Raw genomic sequence first — 17,468 nt, 5'->3', positions numbered from 1 at the left:
GAGTCCACGCTGAATGCCACGCTCTTCAGGGCGTAGTAGCTTACTAAGCAGCTCACCCGTCCCACGTTGACGGAGGATCCACCCGCAGATATCGTCGGCCTCGACTGGAATGGTCTTCACCGTGGCGCACAGTTCGGCGAGTTCTGGACAGCTAGCGGGTGGGACGACAGTGGTCGCGACGCCGAGCACATGACGATCCGAAAAACGGTCCGATATAGTCTCGCGAAGGTTCGAGAATTCTGGCAGGCACGAGGCGTATGGCCCGAATCGACAACTCAGAAAGACAGCGTCGAGTTCGAGTATCGCGGCCCGTCACCGAGTGATATCGAGAGTGCAGCGTGTACTGAGTGCGATGTGAACGTTTGGACGACTGAACGAGGTCCCTTCGTAGCAGAGTATGATACGGGAGAGATCTGTGGGTACTGTAGCTACGACTGCTACTTCACGCATCGGCATCAGAATCAGCTCGAAGAGCTAGCCGGCGAAGAAAGCGTCTACTTCCCGCCAGCCTGAGCAGCGAGTCGTTTTTCCCTTGGAAGGGTTGAGGGCTCGAAAAAGAGCGTATGAGAGAGTGATTCTACATGAGTTAACAACAGAACCAGAGTGACATCTCAATCGACCAGATTCCAATCAACCTACCGAACACTCAATCACTCAGTGTAGACTAAGCAGAAGCCCCCGTTGAAATTCATTCGATTACCCGGGTTGGCCGAATACTTGTGGGCATCGAGCATATTAGAGACGGCTGCAAGAAGTGACTCAGTTCGAAAAGCGCGAAGATGTGGTATGTGAGCAGTTTAAAGAGGTGAGAGGTGAATTATGAGGAGTCGACGAGAGAGCCGAATAGTTCCTCAGCATCCCCTGGTACATCGAAGTCGTGGAAGTGTTCTCCTTTCTCTTTGGTGAGGATATTGAGCGCGGCAGCAGCGCCATCTCCAGCTGAAATGACGGCCTGCCACTCCTCCGCTCGAACCATCGCACCCGTCGCATAGGCATCCTCAATGGATGTCTCCATCGTCACGTCCACATCGACGATTCCTTCGTCGGTGAGTGCACAGCCAAGACCTTCCGCGAGATCTCGATTAGCACCCGTCGCGAGCACGACATATGACGACTCGTACTCGCCATCGTCGGTCGTGACGGTGAAGCCGCCGTCAGTTGATTCGACAGCAGTGACTTCGGTTTCTTGGTGTCGATCGACCCCGAAATCGTCGACCTGGTCGCGGAGCGCCTCGATATAATTCGAGCCGTCTATTGACCCAATCCCGGGGTAATTGAACAAATGAGCCTTGTGCATCCACGTCCCGTCAGTGTCGAAGACGGTCGTTTCGAGGCCATTCTTTGCAGTGAACAGTGCGGCACTGAGACCGGCCGGCCCGCCGCCGACAATTAGTACGTCTCCCATACAGAGATATACAGTTACAGAGGGATAAGCGTGGAGGACAGCCGAATAAATAGTTGATGCGGTGTTCGAACTCAAGCGGAGTCCGTCTCGATGCGACAATGACCTTTTCCTAGGCGAGCCCGTAGGAACAGTATGCCTGTCGAGACAGACACTGAAGTCCGAAGAATCCTCGATTACAAAACAGTCGCTGTCGTCGGTTGCTCGTCAACGCCCGGCAAGGACGCCCACGAGATCCCGAAATATCTCCAAGCGCAGGGCTACGAAATCGTTCCGGTCAATCCCACTGCAGATGAGGTTCTTGGACGGCCGGCTTACGATTCGCTCTCCGATGTTGAGGAGAAGGTCGACATCGTGGACGTCTTTCGACCGAGTCCAGAGGTTGCTGGAATCGTCGACGAAGCCCTCGCCCGTGACGACATCGAGGTTATCTGGCTCCAGCTCGGTATTCACGACGACGAAGCTGTTACTCGGGCAGAAGCAGCCGGGCGACGCGTCGTCCAGGACCGGTGTATGAAACCAGAACATCAGCGACTGGTCGCCTCGGCGTAATAATAAAGAGATTCAGGAGTGCCAGACGATAACGGTGTACCAATACCACAGGATGCCTGCCTCGACCCACCGGTTTATCCGACATCGACGAGTATAGAATGGCATGCCTGCGACGCTTGAAATCGCGTGCGAAAACGGCGATTGTGAACTAGATATGGCCGAACTCCACTACACGTACGATATGTCCGACGACGTCACAGTCGATGATTTCCAGTGTCCCTACTGCGGGCAGTCAGACACGCTGCGAGAAATAGAACTCTGAGCCCGGGTATTCGTTCTCCCATTCGCAGATCGAAGCGCAATCAGCTCAGAGCTCTGCAAGTTCGTCCTCGATCTCGTCGTAGTCGGGGAATTCTGGCCATTCTTGAGCCACCCAGGCGTACTGAATCGCCCGTTCCTCGTCGATAAGGAACACTGCGAGCCGTGGCTCACTGATTCCCGCCATCCCATCGAGATCGTTGACGATTCCGTACTCCTCGGCGACGCCGTTCTGTGGATCGCTGAACAGTCGGTACGACATCTCGCGCTCGTCGATGAACGTCTTGTGCTCGTAGGGCGACGAGATCGAGAGCCCGACAATCGTGACGTCGTAATCGTCGTCCCACGCACGGTCTCGCAGCTCGTTCCAGATGTACGTCGCCGGAAAATCCCCGTCCATTGTGTAGAACACGAGGAGAACCGGTCCACCGGCAGTAAGTTCCGACAGGGCAACGTCCTCCCAGTACTCATCATTCACCAGGGGACGGACGAAATCCGGGGCTTGGGATCCTTCGTCAGGATGGTTCGACTCGTCGAGATCTACAACGTCGAAATCGAGATCCATTGGTTACGCCTCCGCCCCGTAGGTGTTGTCGAGGTAGTCGACGATGTTCGCGCTCTCGGACATCGTCACTCCAGTATTCTCATCGACGATCGCCGGGACGGTGCGCTTGCCGCTGATGCGCTTGACGACGTCACGTTCGGTGTGCATCGCCTCGACGAACCGCGAGCGGTAATCGAGGTCGTACTCGTGGAGTTTCCGAACGACGCGTTCGCAGAACGGGCAGGCTTGCAGCCGATACAACGTTATCGATGGGTCGGTGGTGGGTGTAGATTCGCTCATTGTGACTCAGGTTGAATTGGGGTGACGTGTGGGTAAACACTGTGCTGGCAGCAGTCTACGAAAGCTGCCGAGCCTCCGCCAGTAGCTCGTCTATCGACGGCCGATCCGCTGGTGACGTACCTTTATGGACGTATGTCACGGTTGGGTCGTCTTCGCGGACATCGACGACGAGTGCCTCGGGCATTCGTCCGATCATGTCGTGGAGGTTCCCGAGGACACCGAATCGAGACGGTTGGTCGAGGTCGTCACCCAGTTGCTTCGCCGGATCCGCAAGGAGTGGGAACGGCAGGTCGTACGACTCCTGCCAACCGCGGGCTTGATCGACAGGTTCGGGGAGAACTGAAACGACGAGGGCGTTTTCGCCTTCGAACTCGTCGTAGCGCGCAGCGACATCCTGCACCTGTTGTCGGCATTTCCGGCAGTGATAGTCACGCTGGAGTAACAGAACGACCGCGTCGATATCGGGATTCGAAAGCGTGTCTTTGAGCCGAAACGGCGACATCCCCGCCCCGGCATTTTCTAACTCGAAGGTCGTGACACTCACAGACATTAGTTCTGGTATGGGGAGTTCGGCAGTAAACGACAGGGAGGCGTGCAAAAACGGAACACACCCGCGAGTGGCAAAATCACGTGCCCTCGACGAGTCGCTCCAACTGTTCCGGCGACACTGCACCCCGGGCGCCATATCCATCGTAGACGAACGTCGGAACGCCCGTCACACCGTTCTGCTGTGCTTCAGTAAATTGGTCCCGGAGGCGGTCGCGAAGCTGCTCGTCCACGACCGCAGTTCGAATCTCGTCACCGTCCAGTCCAGTTGCGTCCGCAACATCGGCTAAAACATCGATATCGCCGATGTCTCGTCCATCGATCCACAGCGCCTCGAAAATCGCTTCGTCGAAGGCGAACCACTGCTCGGGATACTTTTCGTTCACGTGGAACGAGGCGACTTGCGCCTCGAACGAATCCACGTTCTCCGGAAGGTCGTCGAGGTCGAGCATCTCGTGGGCGTCGTACTCGTCTTTCAGCCGGGCGACGTTCTGTCGCACTTGGTCGAAGTACGCTTCGTCTTTTCCGTCGTCGACCGAGTGGTCGATCTCGCCATCTGGTCCGCGCTTCTGACTCCGAAGATCGAAGGGGTGCCAGTCAATCTCGAGATCACCATCACGCGTCTGCTGATACTCTTCGAGGGAGCGTCGGCCAAGGTAGCAAAACGGACACACGTAGTCGGAATATACCGTGATGTGGTCCTCGTTTTGAGCCATCGCTCGGTAGTATGTGGGCGAGTCGGAAAACACCTACAGTGAGTTCGGGGTTACTCTATTGGGATTTCGACAAGCGACATCTCGTCTGTCGCGAGTGCATCCCGCAACGTCTCCTCGAGTTCGTCCCAGTCTTCGGGGCGATACCCCTCGATATCGAAGCTCTCGGCGAGCGTCATGAAATCGGGATTCGTGAGTTTCGTTCCGAACGACTCGCCGCGATGAGCGTGCTGCTTTTCGGAGATCAGCCCGTAATCGTCGTCGTTGAAGAGGAGGATCGTATAGCCACACCCCACCCGCGTTGCGGTCTCGATCTCGGCACCGTTCATCAGAAACCCGCCATCGCCAGTCGCCGCAACGACCTCCGCATCGGTCGTGAGATCCGCCGCGATCCCTCCCGGAACCGAGATGCCCATCGACGCCAGCCCGTTCGAAATAATGCACGTGTTCGGTTCGTAGGTGGGGAAGTTCTGTGCGATCTGCATCTTGTGGCTTCCGACGTCGGAGATCAGGACGTCTTCATCATCCATCACTTCCCGTAACACCGGCAGTACCGTCCGGACGGTGAACGGATCGTCTCCGGATGGGTCGGCGGCGACATCTTCGAGGATGTGGTCCCTGAGATCGCTGTACCACGTCTCGTCGAACTGCGTCTCGCTCTCGTTCATCCGTTCGGTGAGTTTCTCGAGTGCCGTCGAGAGATCACAGACGAGTTCGAGGTTCGGGTTGTACGCCTCGTACACCTCCGCCGGCTCACTATCGATGTGCACGATAACGGTGTCCGCGCCCTTATTCCAGCCGGCCGGGTCGTGTTCGGCGATGTCATATCCGACGGTGAGGATGAGGTCGGCCATCTCGATCGCGTCCGACGCCTCCTGGTGGTCGCCGGAATCAAGGGTCAACAACGACTGTGGCGATCGATCCGAAATCGCCCCTTTCCCGCTATACGTCGACGCGACGGGGATGCCGGTCGTTTCGACAAACTCACGGAGCTGTGTCGCGGCACCCGTTCGAACCGCTCCGTTCCCCGTGATGATCAGCGGCCGGTCGGCTTCTTCGAGGAGCGCTTGGACTTGTTGGAGCAGGTCCGAGTCCGGTGATGCGAGTCGGACACGCTCACGAGCGTCCATCGGGCTGGCGTCAACGTCCGACCCGGCGACGTCCTCGGGGAATTCGAGGTGGGTCGCGCCGGGTTTCTCGTATTCGGCGACTTTGAACGCCTTCCGGACGGATTCGGTGATGACGTCAGGATCGTTGAGCTGGGTGTTCCACTTCGTGATCGGCTCGAACATCTGGACGATATCCAGCGCCTGGTGGCTCTCTTTGTGGAGGCGCTCCAAGCCACCCTGGCCCGTGATCGCGACGAGAGGGGCTTTATCCAGGTTCGCGTCCGCGACGCCGGTCAGGAGGTTCGTCGCACCGGGGCCGAGCGTCCCAAGACAGACGCCTGCCTCGCCCGTAAGCCGGCCGTGGACGTCCGCCATGAATGCGGCACCCTGCTCGTGTCGGACCGGGATGAACCTGATATCCGAGTCCCGCAGCGAGAAGAGCAGGTCTTCGGTTTCCTCGCCGGGCACACCGAACACGTATTCGACGGCCTCGCGTTCGAGACAGCCAACGAGCAGATCAGAGGCTTTCATTCGATCGTTACCTCGTCTTCGTCGTTCGTCTGGGGCTGCTGGCTCCAGACCGTCTTGGGGTTGACGAACTCCTTGATCCCCGCTTCCGAGAGTTCGCGGCCATACCCGGATTCCTTCACGCCGCCGAACGGGACCCGCGGATCGGACTTCACCAGTTCGTTGATGTACGTACAGCCGGCGTCGATGCGACCGGCGATTCGCTCGCCACGGTCGAGGTCGTCCGTCCAGATGCTGGCGCCGAGCCCGAACTCCGTGTCGTTTGCCTTCTCGATGGCGGCATCCTCGTCGGAAACCCGATAGACGGCAGCCACGGGGCCGAACACCTCCTCGGCGTCGACGGGACAGCCCGGTGGAACGTCCGCGAGCACCGTTGGGGGATAGTACGCGCCCTCGCAGTCGAGTGGTTCGCCGCCCGTGAGCACCGTCGCCCCGGCATCGACGCTTTCGGCCACCTGTTGGTGAATCCCCTCCATGAGGTCCTGTCGGGCCTGCGGTCCGACGTCCGTGTCCTGCTCCATCGGGTCGCCGACAGTGAACGACTCGATCTCGGCGACGAACCGTTTGATGAACTCCTCGTAAACGGCATCGTGGACGACGAACCGTTTGGCCGCGATACAGGACTGGCCGCCGTTCAGGTTGCGCGACCATGCGCCAGTCGTTGCGGCAGCCTCGACGTCCGCGTCATCGAGGACGACGTACGGATCGCTCCCGCCGAGTTCGAGGACGGTCTTCTTGAGGTTCTCACCGGCCGTTGCGGCGACCGCCTGTCCCGCCGGACCGCTCCCGGTCAGGGTCGCTGCCTTCACACGGGAGTCCGAGAGGACCGTGTCCACGCGATCCGAGGGAATCAGCAGTGACTGGAACGTCCCTTCGGGGTAGCCAGCGTCGCGGAACACCTCCTCGATCGCGAGCGCACAGCCCGGCACGTTCGAGGCGTGTTTGAGCAGCCCGACGTTGCCCGCCGTCAGGTAGGGGGCGATGAATCGAAACGCCTGCCAGAACGGGAAGTTCCACGGCATTATCGCAAGGACCGGCCCGAGTGGCTCGTAAATCGTCTTCACCTTCGATCCCGGGGGGCTCGCATGCTGTTCATCCTGCAAATAGCGTCCCGCGTGCTCGGCGTAGTGGTCACAAACCCACGCACACTTTTCGACCTCCGCCTCGGCCTGGGCAATCGGTTTGCCCATCTCCCGGGTCATCAGCTCCGCGTACTCCTCAGTACGCTCACGGAGCAGGGTAGCAACCGCTGCGAGTTTCGTTTCGCGTTCCGCTACGGGTCGCTCTCGCCAGGCTTCGAACGCCGTTTCCGCATTCGACAGCCGCTCCTCGATTTCGGATTCGGTGTGGTCGTCATACGTTTCGATCGTCTCGCCGGTCGTTGGATTAGTGCTTTTCATTAGGATCTCAACTGAGACGGTTCGTGTGTCGAGTCGGTCGTGATGTCGGTACGATCATGTTCCCTTCCAGAGCAAATTGGAACAGTTACCTTCGGTTCCGGATTGAAAAAAGGCGCGCCGAACGGATAACGCCATCGCGAGCCGCAACTCTCTGTAGACGACTCCGGCGTCACCGTCGATATCGGAGCGTTCCGATCCGTCGACGAAGACCCAGAAAACGGGTAGTTCACTCGTGAGTGCGGCCGGTTCGCTCCTCGATAATCTCCTCCTGCATTTCCTCGATCTTGATGAAATGACAGAGTGGATTCCCGGGGTACACTACCGGGTTTTCGAGGACCCCGACGAGAACCCCGGTAAACGGTGCCTCCACGGTAGTCTCGTCGGCCATGAACGGGTTGGTGATCCGGCAGATCGTTTCTCCCTCGTGAACGAGGTCGCCTCGTTCGTAGAACATCTCGACGATGCCGCCGGCATCCGCCCGGAGCCATGTCTTCTCGTCCCTCTTCTCGATAGTGGTCTGCCAGCCCGGCCAGCGAACGGTTTCCTGTTGATAGATACCGTACTCAGCGAACACACTCCGTACACCCTCGAGCGCGTGGTCGATCAGTTCCCGCTCGAAGCGGTGGGCCTCGCCCATCTCGAGAGTAATGGTGGGGATGCCGTCGTCGGTCGCCTCGCGGCGCAACATCCCCTCCGACCCTTCGCCTGCCATGATGAGATTTGTCCCAAACGCGCGGGCGAGTCTGGCGGCGCCCTCGTCGTCCATATCCGCACGGACGTGAAACATGTTCGTCCGCCCCCGTGTCGACGTGTGGAAGTCGAGCCCGAAATCGCATGGTTCGATGAAGTTGTGATAGATCTGGTAGGCGATCCGGTTCGAGCTCGTACTGTCCTCTCTTCCCGGGAACGCCCGGTTCAGGTCCCGCTCGTAGATCGGCAAGTATCGCTCCTGTGCTGTGAACCCCGGGACGTTGAGGACGGGGAGACAGACGAGCGTTCCACAGACCTCGGTATGTTCCCACTCCTGGGCGACTTCCCGGACGATTTCGATTCCGTTGAGTTCGTCACCATGAATCGCAGCTGAGAGAAACGCAGTCGGCCCGGGCTCTGGCCCGTTGATGATCGTAACTGGGATACGAACCGGATCGCCGAGATAGGTTTCGCTCACTGAATACCGGAGTTCCTCAGTTTCGCCCGGCTCCACTCGGCCGCCATCAAAGGTGAACGCCTCTGCCTGTTGCGCGGTCATCAGTCCCTATGTGGTGGGTCCTAACGGCTTAAATCGAAAGAGCAGTTGTAACTGTGTCACACGCACGCAGAACCCGTAATGACAGCTATCCCCAATCAGTACCAGAGCAACGCTAATGACTGCCTCTTCCAATTCGCCCGGGCCAGAGGGTGCGACGGACTCGGCACGGTCTTCGAGCATCGACGGTGCGCAGACCGCTGCGGGGACACAGCAGGTTGGCGTGTTGAACCCCCACAACAGCAAGGAGACCAAAGCGATCCTGAATGCGGTTCGGGTGCTGGGGCACGAACCCGTCTGGATCCGCGACGAGAACGTCACCTCGTGGATCGAGGACGGCACTGTCCAACTTTCGCCACGGGTCGATGTCCTCGTAAACCGGATGCTCCTAACCAAGAGTGAGCACCAACTCGAAGATCTCCAGCTCGCTGCGCTCTACGAGGAAACGACGCCCGTCGTGAACCCACCGCAGGCCGTCGCGAGCACGCTCCACAAGTATCGCGCTGGTGCGAAGCTCGCCGCGGCCGACTTGCCGGTGCCGGACGCCTTCTTCGGCCGCTCTCCGCGAACCTTCGAGGAGTGGCCGGAGTACCTCCCGGACGCCGCCGCGCACAAGCATACCATTGGAACGAACGGGCAGGATATGTCGGTCGTCTCGCCGAACGATCCCGTCGGCCCGATGATCAACGACGAACACGCGTTCGTTCAGGAGTTCCTGGAAAACACCGATGACCGTCCCTCTGACGTGCGTGTCTACGTCGTCGGTGGAGAGATCGTCGGGGCGATGCGACGCCACGCACCGGACGGCGACTGGCGGACGAACGTCGCGCTCGGTGGTGAAGTGGAGGGCGTAACTGACGAACTTGGTCAGGAGCCTCGCCGACTAGCGAAGGAGGCCACGGATATCCTTGGTTTGGATCTGGCCGGGGTCGATCTGATGCCAATCGACGGCGAATGGTACATCCTCGAGGTTAACGCTACTGCCGGATTCAAAGGCCTGTTTTCGGCGACGGGTGTCTCAGCGGCACCACACATCGCACGCCTCGCTATCGAGCGAGCGGGTGGCAACGTTGATCCATCTCAGGTCGGTGAATTGGAATCAACGTTGGACGATTCAGTTCCCGATTGTAAACCACCGCTCGTTCAAGAACAGAGTGACGACGGCGTCCTCGGCTATACCTCACGAATCCGAATCAATGGTCGTGACGGGGCAGAACAGGCGATCGCAAAGTCGGACACGGGCGCGAAGCGAACGAGCATCGACACCGACCTCGCCGGTCGAATCGGTGCCGGGCCCCTCGTCGGGACAACCGACGTGCGGTCAGGAACGGGAAGTGACACCGAAACTCGCCCCCTCGTCGACGTCGATCTCTGTCTGAACGGCCGCTGGCGGACGGTCACAGCCAGCATTGCCGACCGGTCTGAGATGACCTATCCAGTTCTTCTTGGACGTGACGTACTCGAAGCGTATAAGCTCCATATCAGCCAGACAGTTGAGGAGTAATCACATGCAGAGCAGCCCACCCGTCGACAAAAATCGAAGCGATGAACCTCCTCCTGAGCGAGCGCTCGCTCCCAACCCGCCACTTCCAGAACAGCCGGGCGTGTTGACCCGGGAGAGACACACAGACGCCCTTCAACCATGTCCGTAACTAGACGAGCCGTCCTAGAACAACTCGCCACAGCAAGCGACGCAGACCAGCGAGAGACGACGACAACGGCGGCGCTCGCAGCGATGCTCGAGACCAACGAAGGGACGATCGAATCTCATCTGAATGGACTCGCAGCGTGCGAACTAGTCCGAACGTACCCGGACGGTCGGGTCAGGATAACGATTACCGGCGAAGAGCTACTGGCTCTCGATACCGATGAGATAGTGATCGTGGATTCGAATTAGGAGATTCGAGCAGATTGAGAGGCCAGTATTTATCGGCTCCCCACATAACAGTCGATATAAATGGAGGTACACGGTATCGATGTCTGATCGAAGTACAACCCAGTCCGACGACGAGAGTGCCGAGGTCCAGTACGACCCGAATTCAGGTCGGTACGATATCTACGAATGCACCGTCTCCGATTGTGACAACGTCGTTCTCGTCGTTGGAAATGACGATCCACCGATGTCCTGTCACGATGAACCTATGGAGCGGGTTACAGAGTTGGATATGAGTGTGAAACCCCCGGACGTGAGGCAGGTTCTCCTCCAGGCGTTCGGTCTTCCGAAGGCCGGACTGGATATCTGTCTATGCGTTATTGGTGAGGGCCCTCTCTCAGCGAACGAAGTCGCCGAGCAGCTCGGGTACGACCGAAGTACAGTCACGCGGTATCTCAACAAACTCGTCGAACTAGGATTGCTCAGACGGTCCGAGCTCAATCGAGAAGGTGGTGGCGTCGTGAAGGTGTATCATTCGGTCGATCTCGAACGAATGCGCCGCGAGACGCTCATCGGGTTCTACGTCTGGGCCGGGGAAGCAGCCTCCCTAATCGAAGACGCAAATTTGACGAAACAAGACTACCTTGAAGCGAATCCCGATCAAGAGCTGCCGGACGTCTTCTGGGAGAATTTCAACGAAAAGTAAACTGGGCCCACCATTCTCCCGAGCGATATCCGACTATCCACTGAGTAGTAGGGATGATAGACTGTTTTCCGGTGTGTGACATCGTTGCACACATGCGGCGAATTCATCATTCAGCCAATAGAATTTGTCACCGATGACCGAGCCACCAACCGACTTCGCAGTACCCAGTGACAAGGATGCCATCACGAGCACACCGGCCGGTCAGAGCCAACACATATTGGTGACCGCGAATCGGTACGCGGACAACCATAGAGTCGAGTACGACGGAGCAATCATCGAAGAGACCTCAGCGTTTCGATCGGACGTCGAACTGTTCTACGATCTGCACACGCTCGTGTGGGATCGAGATCTCGGGGAAACGCACGATGGACGGAACGACGCTATCGAGAGCGCACTCGACTGGGCGTCGTCGACCGTTCCGGAACTGAAACTGGAAAATGAGCTTCGATTTGGTGACGGAACCGAGGGTGTCGTCCGACAAGACATCGTCGCGAGTTCCAATCAGTGTTCGATCCTCGTTCGAAACACCGCGACTTTTGAAACACCACACGAACGGACCTTGTTCACAGTGTTTAATCTTGGGATCAAGGGGCACAGCCACGAGGATCCGAATGCCGTCCAGTCGGCCCACGTCGTCCACGCCGAGGAGTATGACGCACTGACGGCCACGGACGGGAACCGACATCTCGCGTTCGTGCAATCTTACGATAATCGGCGTCGCTTCGACGGCCACCGAATCGGAACCACCGGCGAATCACAGGGGCCAGAACGCAGTGCATGGGCGGACGTGTACGAGGAAAACGATGGATGGATCGACTCGACAGCCTCCGGTATCGGGAATCTCGACGCTGGGTTCGGATTATATGTGGGAGATGCCGAGTCGATAGAGTGGCTCACCGCGATCGGCTTCGCAAAGGAGAGTGAAGACCGCGCCATCGAACACGCACTGGATGCACTTGACACAGGCTACGACGCAGAACGGGACGACTTTGCCGACGCGTGGAATGAGTGGAACGACGGGATCACGACAGGGCCGACTGGCGACGAGTTCGTCGACAATCTGTACGAACGGTCACTGACGAGCCTGAAGTGTGCAGAAGACCACTGTCAGGCGATGATCGCCGGGGCATTCAAGCCGACGGACATGACGTATAAGTTCATCTGGCCACGGGATCAGGTGATCATCATTCAGGCGCTCGTCGCCGCTGGGGCGTTCGATGAGGCCCGGCAAGCGCTCGACTGGCTCGACCGCGTACAGATCACCGACACCGACGAGGAGACCGCCGACGATCGAGGAATCGACCGGCGCGGTACGTGGTGGCAGAACTACTACACCACCGGCGAACCCCACTGGCGCGCCCTCCAACTGGATCAGGTCGGCGGACCGATCTACGCCCACTGGCTACTCTGGCAGGAAACCGACGACAAGGAACTTCTCGACTCCCATTACGAGATGAGCGAACTCGCGGCGGAGTTCCTCTTAGAGTGGGATAATGGGTACGGATTCCCGGAGAAGCATCAAGATCCGTGGGAAGAGGTTTGGGGCTACTCGACCGAAGGGAGCGCTGCCGCGATCGCCGGCCTACGCTGTATGGCCGAGATGGCGGACGCGGTTGATGACGAGGATTTCGCTATCGACTGTCGCGAACGGGCGAGCGTCTGGGCCGAAAACTTCCAGCAGTACTGTTATCGGGAAGGGACGGCGTACGGCGATCATTACGTGACTGCGGGCGAACCCGAGCACGGGACGCCGGCACCCGACGGTCGACCGGACGCGGCCGCGTTCATGGCCTATTGGCCGTGGAACGTACTCGATAGCGACGACGACACTCTCGTCTCGACCGTCGAACTCGCCGATGATCCGGTCTGGAAGGCCGATGGCACGCCGTGTGTCGGGCGATATCCCGGGGACGTCTACACACCGAGTCGGACCGCCGAGGACGGCGGCTGGCCCCTGTGTGAGGCGTATGCCGACGTGGTTCGCTGGCGCTCGGGGGTCGATCCGGGCGCAGTTGAGGACTTTGTGACCGACCACGCTGGAGAGTGGACGACTTCGGCAGGACTACTCCCCGAGCGAGTCGACGGCGACGGGACAGTCACCTGGAATTCAAATCTTCAGTGGAGTCAGGCGATGTATGTCCTCTTGGTCGAGAGTCACCGCCGAAACGAGCCGTACGGGATGGCTCCTGGAGAGTAGGTGGACTCATACCGACTGTTGTAGGGATTTATCCGATTCAGCGAGTTCTGTCGATCAGTGGAGTGACTGTCCGCACCAATCGATTCAGGCAGGTGATCGTATTCGCTGTCGAAAGCGTCCATGCGATCGAACCGAACCGCCGGGAGAGCTTCTTTGTCGTCGACGTTATCGAAATAGATATGCCCGACTTCGACGCCCTCGTGATCGGCGGCGGAACAGGCAACAACGTGGCTGCAGCGCCAGCCGACGCCGGACTAGAGATTGTACTCGTCGAACCGGGTCCGCTCGACGAGACACTCGTCGGGTTCTACGCCTGGGCCGGGGAGGCAGCCTCCCCAATCGAAGACCCAAATCTGACGAACCAAGCCAACCTCGAAGCGAATCCTGATCAAGAACCGGTGGACGTCTTCTGGGAGTCATTTCCGAAAGAGTAACAGTTCGGGGAGTTCATCGAGATATAACGTACAGTAACTGATTTTGTGTCCACTGATACGACCAGAAAATGAAATACGAGTACACCGGCGACATCCACAGAGAACTTGTCGAATCATATCGAGCAGACGAATCTCCGTTTCCAACGTACTCCTCACGGACCTATCCTCGTCGCGATTTCCTGCGTGACGAACCCCTGCTTCTCAAACAGCTCATGTTCCCTCGGTGCTGGAACGCGACAGAGTTACTGAATGATCCCGATGAAACTCGCACCCATCTGACGGCGCTCGGTCGCTGCATACAGAACGGCATCACAGCCTATTCGGACCACGACGAGGAGGTCTTGACTGCGATCGTCGACGGAACGCTTGACCGGTTGCCGGCGGTTCGACGTGCCCTCAAAAAAGACGTTGAGGCCGCGTATAAAGGCGATCCCGCAGCAAAGAGCTACTGTGAGATCATCCGATCGTATCCCGGATTCCACGCGATCATGTCTCACCGTATTGCGCATATCCTCTACGAGGAGGATATCTTCTCTTACGCCCGGGAACTCGCTGAGTACACGAAAACCGAGACAGGCATCGACATCCACCCAGGTGCGGAGATTGGCGAGTACTTTTTCGTCGATCACGGGTCCGGAGTCGTCATCGGCGAGACGACGACGGTTGGCGACTGGGTCCGGATCTACCAGAACGTCACTCTTGGCGCTCTCCACTTCGAAGAAGACGAAGAAAGCGAGGAACACATGCTTGCGAAAGACTATAATCGCCATCCCGACATCGGCGACCACGTCGTTATTGGCGCTGGAAGCAACGTACTCGGGACGATTGAGATTGGCGATCATGTGAGTATCGGTGCGAACTCCTGGGTGACTGACGATGTGCCCGACAACACGAGCGTGTTCATTGCTGATCACCCCAAGCAAAAGCAAAAATCGAACAGGTAGCTCGACCACAAACTGATCGACACGTCGAACCAGAACCTAGTTGACTGTGAGAATCACCGGACACGGCCACTACTACGAGGACCGGGACTGGAAAGAAAGGAGAAACGTGGAACTCTCGCGTTCTGTCGATAATCTTCACTGCCGTCAATGCCTGAATCGGATCAAATCGAACGGCGTATCCGAGGCCGTTTTTATGCCTGTAGCCCGTCCGTGCAATCAAACCGAACCGCCGGAGGAGCTTCATTGTCGTCGACGTTGTCAAAATAAATATGGCCGACTTTGACGTCCTCGTGATCGGTGGCGGAACAGGCAACAACGTGGCTGCAGCGGCAGCCGACGCCGGACTAAAGGCGGCACTCGTTGAACCGGGTCCACTCGGTGGGACGTGTCTCAACCGGGGATGCAACCCCTCGAAAATGCTCATTCAAGCTGCCAACGCGGTGAACCACGTTCGTGCCGCCGAGCAGTTCCACGTCGACGCCACCCTCAACGGCATCGACCACGCCGCAGTCGTGGACGAGATGGACGACTTGCTCGGGGGAATCGCGGAAGACATGGAGGCACGCTACCGCGATAAGGAGAATCTCACGCTGTTCAAAGAACGCACGGAGTTCGTCGACGAGCGGACGGTTCGTCTTGAGGGTGAAGCTGTCACGGCCGAGAAAGTGGTCGTCGCAGCTGGGAGCCGCCCCATCGTACCACCGATCGACGGCCTTGATGACGTGGACTACCTCACGAGTCAGGATGCCCTGTACCTCCGAGAGACGCCCGAGAGCCTCGTTATTCTCGGGGGAGGATACATCGCTGTCGAGCTGGGATACTTTTTCGACGCGATGGGAACGGACGTGACCATCGTCGAGATGGTGGACTCGCTGGTCCACCGGGAGGACGGCGATGTCGCCGAGGCGTTCACCGACATCGCGGCCGACCGCCACGACGTGTACACCGGTCACCGGGTGACTGCCGTCGAGGAAACGGGCGAGAGATATGCCGTCCACGCCGAAACCGAAACCAGCGACGAGACCACCGTCGAGGGGAGCGAGGTACTGGTTGCACTCGGACGCCGCCCCAACAGCGACACGCTCAACCTCGAGACTGCAGGCATCGACGTCGACGATCGAGGCTTCATCGAGACCGACGAGTACCTGCAGACCACCGCCGAGAACGTCTGGGCGCAGGGCGACATCGCGGGCAACGCCCTGTTCAAACACTCTGGGGACTACGAGACCCACCACACGGTTGCGAACGTCGTCCACGGGGAGTCGCGGGCGATCGACCTCTCGGCGATGCCCCACACGATCTTCACCGAGCCACAGATCGCCGGCGTCGGGGAGACCAAGGAGGAACTCGACGACGAGGGCACCGAGTACGTCGTCGGGCGGGCCGACTACGCGGACTCGGCGATGGGTCGGGCGAAGAAGCTCGACCACGGCTTCGTGAAAGTCCTCGCGTCGCCGGACGGCGAGATCCTGGGTGCCCACGCTATCGGGTACGAGGCCTCGACGCTATTGCACGAGGCCGTTCTCGCGATGCGTACTGGTGCGACCGTCGACGACGTCGCCGGGACGATTCACGCTCACCCGACGCTGAGCAAGGTGGTCGAGGCGGCGTTCCAGGATGTCCCTCTCTAAACGGCCTCGTCAGAAGACACCATCTCAGTACCCACTTGTAGGTGATATTATGCCATCTCAATCGATGACTGGATGACGTTGAAAACGTTTCACGAGCGGCTAGATTCGTTATTCGAACTCCGAACGAATCTTCGAGCCGCAGCTATCGACCTGTTCTCACAGGAGTTCTCCTATTCGACGGGGTATTTCGCTACAATACTGAACGGCTGTTTGTTCGCGCCGTCGCTGCTCACCTTCTGGTTCGTCAATGGCCTCATCGACTTCTCCACCGCCATCACTATCGGTGCGGTCGCCACACCCGCCGGCCTACAGATACGACTGCTCGCATACGTCCTGCTGATCCCGACGTTCTTTCTCGTGAGGGTCAGTATCCATCTGCTCCACCCGACGCACCGGCAACAGATTCTGGGGGGATCGTGTCCAAACGCCCGACTGTTGAGCCTCGACTGGTTCAGCATGGGGATTCTCGCGACAGGGCTTCCGCTTGCCCTACAGGACTTCGGCCCATGGCTGGGAATGAATACCGCGTACCTTCTGGGCCTGTTCGTCCTGCCACGCCCGCTCTCCGCCCGGCGAGGGAAATTCGTCAAACTCACCGCGATCGTACTCGGTGTCGCGCTGTTCCTGTATGCAAAGTACGGGCAGGCGATGACGGTGCTACCGCAACCCCAGTTGGTCCTCGGACCGGTCGCGACGTTCGCCCTCGGAGATGGGGCCACGGAGTGGCTCCTTCGGCTGGTCAATAGCCTACTCTTCGGCCCCCTGCTAGTGGGCATGTTTGGGGTGTTCCTGAACCACGTCCTTACGCGCCCTGAACTCACCGAGATCCCCCTTCTCCATCACACGCTCCCCCGACGCGATCCCGATTCCGTCGTCGTGGCGAGTGCAGCCCTGGGCACCACGTTCTATTTACTGGTCGTCACGGCAGCAACCGGGCGAGTTGTTATGGTGCCATAACAGTCAGTGAAAACAGTTCGATGCGGGTTTATCGCTTTCGTGGTCTCGGTGACGGTACCTCTCGAATCAGTGGAGCAAGGTGAGGACTGGCCTACGAGGGTCATCGAGCCGTTACGAAAAATACATAT

At 58.8% G+C, this 17,468-nt stretch carries 18 protein-coding genes and 1 pseudogene; 11 read left to right on the top strand and 8 right to left on the bottom strand.

Annotated features, from left to right (window positions below; translation table 11 throughout):
- Positions 1 to 45 precede the first annotated feature (45 nt).
- Positions 46 to 513, top strand: a pseudogene (locus tag OB916_RS08630) (DUF6610 family protein); the annotation flags it as partial.
- A 304-nt stretch (positions 514 to 817) separates the two neighbouring features.
- Here the strand turns inward: OB916_RS08630 and OB916_RS08625 are convergent.
- On the bottom strand, positions 818 to 1,405 hold the full coding sequence (locus OB916_RS08625) for an FAD-dependent oxidoreductase (RefSeq protein WP_315908890.1): 588 nt from the start codon (positions 1,403 to 1,405) through the stop codon (positions 818 to 820).
- Positions 1,406 to 1,537: 132 nt separating this feature from the next.
- Here OB916_RS08625 and OB916_RS08620 point away from each other — a divergent pair, with 132 nt between their 5' ends.
- Positions 1,538 to 1,954, top strand: a complete 417-nt coding sequence (locus OB916_RS08620; RefSeq protein ID WP_315908889.1) for a CoA-binding protein — start codon at positions 1,538 to 1,540, stop codon at positions 1,952 to 1,954.
- A gap of 103 nt (positions 1,955 to 2,057) precedes the next feature.
- On the top strand, positions 2,058 to 2,216 hold the full coding sequence (locus OB916_RS08615) for a DUF7559 family protein (protein ID WP_315908888.1): 159 nt from the start codon (positions 2,058 to 2,060) through the stop codon (positions 2,214 to 2,216).
- Between the two features lie 45 nt (positions 2,217 to 2,261).
- Here OB916_RS08615 and OB916_RS08610 read toward each other — a convergent pair whose 3' ends face one another.
- The 7 genes from OB916_RS08610 to OB916_RS08580 all read right to left on the bottom strand — a co-directional run bounded on the left by OB916_RS08610 (position 2,262) and on the right by OB916_RS08580 (position 8,601).
- Entirely contained in the window at positions 2,262 to 2,777 is a 516-nt protein-coding gene (locus tag OB916_RS08610) for a redoxin domain-containing protein (protein ID WP_315908887.1), read from the bottom strand.
- A gap of 3 nt (positions 2,778 to 2,780) precedes the next feature.
- Positions 2,781 to 3,056 (bottom strand): glutathione S-transferase N-terminal domain-containing protein, encoded by a 276-nt coding sequence (locus OB916_RS08605; protein WP_315908886.1) that lies wholly within the window; start codon positions 3,054 to 3,056, stop codon positions 2,781 to 2,783.
- A 55-nt stretch (positions 3,057 to 3,111) separates the two neighbouring features.
- Complete coding sequence (locus OB916_RS08600) at positions 3,112 to 3,606, bottom strand: redoxin domain-containing protein (RefSeq protein WP_315908885.1); 495 nt, start codon at positions 3,604 to 3,606, stop codon at positions 3,112 to 3,114.
- 76 nt (positions 3,607 to 3,682) lie between these two features.
- On the bottom strand, positions 3,683 to 4,318 hold the full coding sequence (locus OB916_RS08595) for a DsbA family oxidoreductase (protein ID WP_315908884.1): 636 nt from the start codon (positions 4,316 to 4,318) through the stop codon (positions 3,683 to 3,685).
- A 50-nt stretch (positions 4,319 to 4,368) separates the two neighbouring features.
- Positions 4,369 to 5,955 carry an acetolactate synthase large subunit gene (locus OB916_RS08590; protein WP_315908883.1) on the bottom strand — a complete coding sequence of 529 codons (1,587 nt, stop codon included), beginning with the start codon at positions 5,953 to 5,955 and terminating at the stop codon, positions 4,369 to 4,371.
- Positions 5,952 to 7,352: an NAD-dependent succinate-semialdehyde dehydrogenase gene (locus tag OB916_RS08585; protein ID WP_315908882.1), complete on the bottom strand. Its 1,401-nt coding sequence runs from the start codon at positions 7,350 to 7,352 to the stop codon at positions 5,952 to 5,954. The genes OB916_RS08590 and OB916_RS08585 overlap by 4 nt, the downstream gene beginning before the upstream one ends.
- A gap of 226 nt (positions 7,353 to 7,578) precedes the next feature.
- Positions 7,579 to 8,601, bottom strand: coding sequence for a succinylglutamate desuccinylase/aspartoacylase family protein (locus tag OB916_RS08580; protein WP_315908881.1), 1,023 nt, complete (start codon positions 8,599 to 8,601; stop codon positions 7,579 to 7,581).
- A 115-nt stretch (positions 8,602 to 8,716) separates the two neighbouring features.
- Here OB916_RS08580 and OB916_RS08575 point away from each other — a divergent pair, with 115 nt between their 5' ends.
- From OB916_RS08575 to OB916_RS08540, 8 genes are all read left to right on the top strand, one after another.
- Positions 8,717 to 10,102, top strand: coding sequence for a putative ATP-dependent zinc protease (locus OB916_RS08575; RefSeq protein ID WP_315908880.1), 1,386 nt, complete (start codon positions 8,717 to 8,719; stop codon positions 10,100 to 10,102).
- Between the two features lie 138 nt (positions 10,103 to 10,240).
- The gene (locus OB916_RS08570) at positions 10,241 to 10,495 is read left to right on the top strand and encodes a hypothetical protein (RefSeq protein WP_315908879.1); all 255 of its coding nucleotides are present in this window, start codon (positions 10,241 to 10,243) and stop codon (positions 10,493 to 10,495) included.
- A gap of 79 nt (positions 10,496 to 10,574) precedes the next feature.
- The gene (locus OB916_RS08565; RefSeq protein WP_315908878.1) at positions 10,575 to 11,177 is read left to right on the top strand and encodes a helix-turn-helix domain-containing protein; all 603 of its coding nucleotides are present in this window, start codon (positions 10,575 to 10,577) and stop codon (positions 11,175 to 11,177) included.
- Positions 11,178 to 11,397: 220 nt separating this feature from the next.
- Positions 11,398 to 13,374 (top strand): glycoside hydrolase family 15 protein, encoded by a 1,977-nt coding sequence (locus OB916_RS08560; RefSeq protein WP_315908877.1) that lies wholly within the window; start codon positions 11,398 to 11,400, stop codon positions 13,372 to 13,374.
- 179 nt (positions 13,375 to 13,553) lie between these two features.
- A complete protein-coding gene (locus tag OB916_RS08555) occupies positions 13,554 to 13,808 on the top strand; it encodes a hypothetical protein (RefSeq protein ID WP_315908876.1) in 255 nt (84 codons plus the stop codon).
- Between the two features lie 68 nt (positions 13,809 to 13,876).
- The gene (gene epsC / locus OB916_RS08550; RefSeq protein WP_315908875.1) at positions 13,877 to 14,752 is read left to right on the top strand and encodes a serine O-acetyltransferase EpsC; all 876 of its coding nucleotides are present in this window, start codon (positions 13,877 to 13,879) and stop codon (positions 14,750 to 14,752) included.
- A gap of 269 nt (positions 14,753 to 15,021) precedes the next feature.
- Positions 15,022 to 16,383, top strand: a complete 1,362-nt coding sequence (locus tag OB916_RS08545) for a dihydrolipoyl dehydrogenase family protein (RefSeq protein WP_315908874.1) — start codon at positions 15,022 to 15,024, stop codon at positions 16,381 to 16,383.
- A 72-nt stretch (positions 16,384 to 16,455) separates the two neighbouring features.
- Positions 16,456 to 17,340, top strand: coding sequence for a hypothetical protein (locus OB916_RS08540; RefSeq protein WP_315908873.1), 885 nt, complete (start codon positions 16,456 to 16,458; stop codon positions 17,338 to 17,340).
- Positions 17,341 to 17,468: the final 128 nt, after the last annotated feature.

The organism is Halapricum hydrolyticum (assembly GCF_025517535.1).
Lineage (GTDB): Archaea > Halobacteriota > Halobacteria > Halobacteriales > Haloarculaceae > Halapricum > Halapricum hydrolyticum.
This window is presented reverse-complemented; position numbering and strand designations above follow the sequence as displayed.

Excerpts from the sequence above, each read along its gene's own strand:
- OB916_RS08625 (WP_315908890.1), bottom strand. The coding sequence starts at position 1,405 with ATGGGAGACGTACTAATTGTCGGCGGCGGGCCGGCCGGTCTCAGTGCC.
- OB916_RS08620 (WP_315908889.1), top strand. The coding sequence starts at position 1,538 with ATGCCTGTCGAGACAGACACTGAAGTCCGAAGAATCCTCGATTACAAA.
- OB916_RS08615 (WP_315908888.1), top strand. The coding sequence starts at position 2,058 with ATGCCTGCGACGCTTGAAATCGCGTGCGAAAACGGCGATTGTGAACTA.
- OB916_RS08610 (WP_315908887.1), bottom strand. The coding sequence starts at position 2,777 with ATGGATCTCGATTTCGACGTTGTAGATCTCGACGAGTCGAACCATCCT.
- OB916_RS08605 (WP_315908886.1), bottom strand. The coding sequence starts at position 3,056 with ATGAGCGAATCTACACCCACCACCGACCCATCGATAACGTTGTATCGG.
- OB916_RS08600 (WP_315908885.1), bottom strand. The coding sequence starts at position 3,606 with ATGTCTGTGAGTGTCACGACCTTCGAGTTAGAAAATGCCGGGGCGGGG.
- OB916_RS08595 (WP_315908884.1), bottom strand. The coding sequence starts at position 4,318 with ATGGCTCAAAACGAGGACCACATCACGGTATATTCCGACTACGTGTGT.
- OB916_RS08590 (WP_315908883.1), bottom strand. The coding sequence starts at position 5,955 with ATGAAAGCCTCTGATCTGCTCGTTGGCTGTCTCGAACGCGAGGCCGTC.
- OB916_RS08585 (WP_315908882.1), bottom strand. The coding sequence starts at position 7,352 with ATGAAAAGCACTAATCCAACGACCGGCGAGACGATCGAAACGTATGAC.
- OB916_RS08580 (WP_315908881.1), bottom strand. The coding sequence starts at position 8,601 with ATGACCGCGCAACAGGCAGAGGCGTTCACCTTTGATGGCGGCCGAGTG.
- OB916_RS08575 (WP_315908880.1), top strand. The coding sequence starts at position 8,717 with ATGACTGCCTCTTCCAATTCGCCCGGGCCAGAGGGTGCGACGGACTCG.
- OB916_RS08570 (WP_315908879.1), top strand. The coding sequence starts at position 10,241 with ATGTCCGTAACTAGACGAGCCGTCCTAGAACAACTCGCCACAGCAAGC.
- OB916_RS08565 (WP_315908878.1), top strand. The coding sequence starts at position 10,575 with ATGTCTGATCGAAGTACAACCCAGTCCGACGACGAGAGTGCCGAGGTC.
- OB916_RS08555 (WP_315908876.1), top strand. The coding sequence starts at position 13,554 with ATGCCCGACTTCGACGCCCTCGTGATCGGCGGCGGAACAGGCAACAAC.
- epsC (WP_315908875.1), top strand. The coding sequence starts at position 13,877 with ATGAAATACGAGTACACCGGCGACATCCACAGAGAACTTGTCGAATCA.
- OB916_RS08545 (WP_315908874.1), top strand. The coding sequence starts at position 15,022 with ATGGCCGACTTTGACGTCCTCGTGATCGGTGGCGGAACAGGCAACAAC.
- OB916_RS08540 (WP_315908873.1), top strand. The coding sequence starts at position 16,456 with ATGACGTTGAAAACGTTTCACGAGCGGCTAGATTCGTTATTCGAACTC.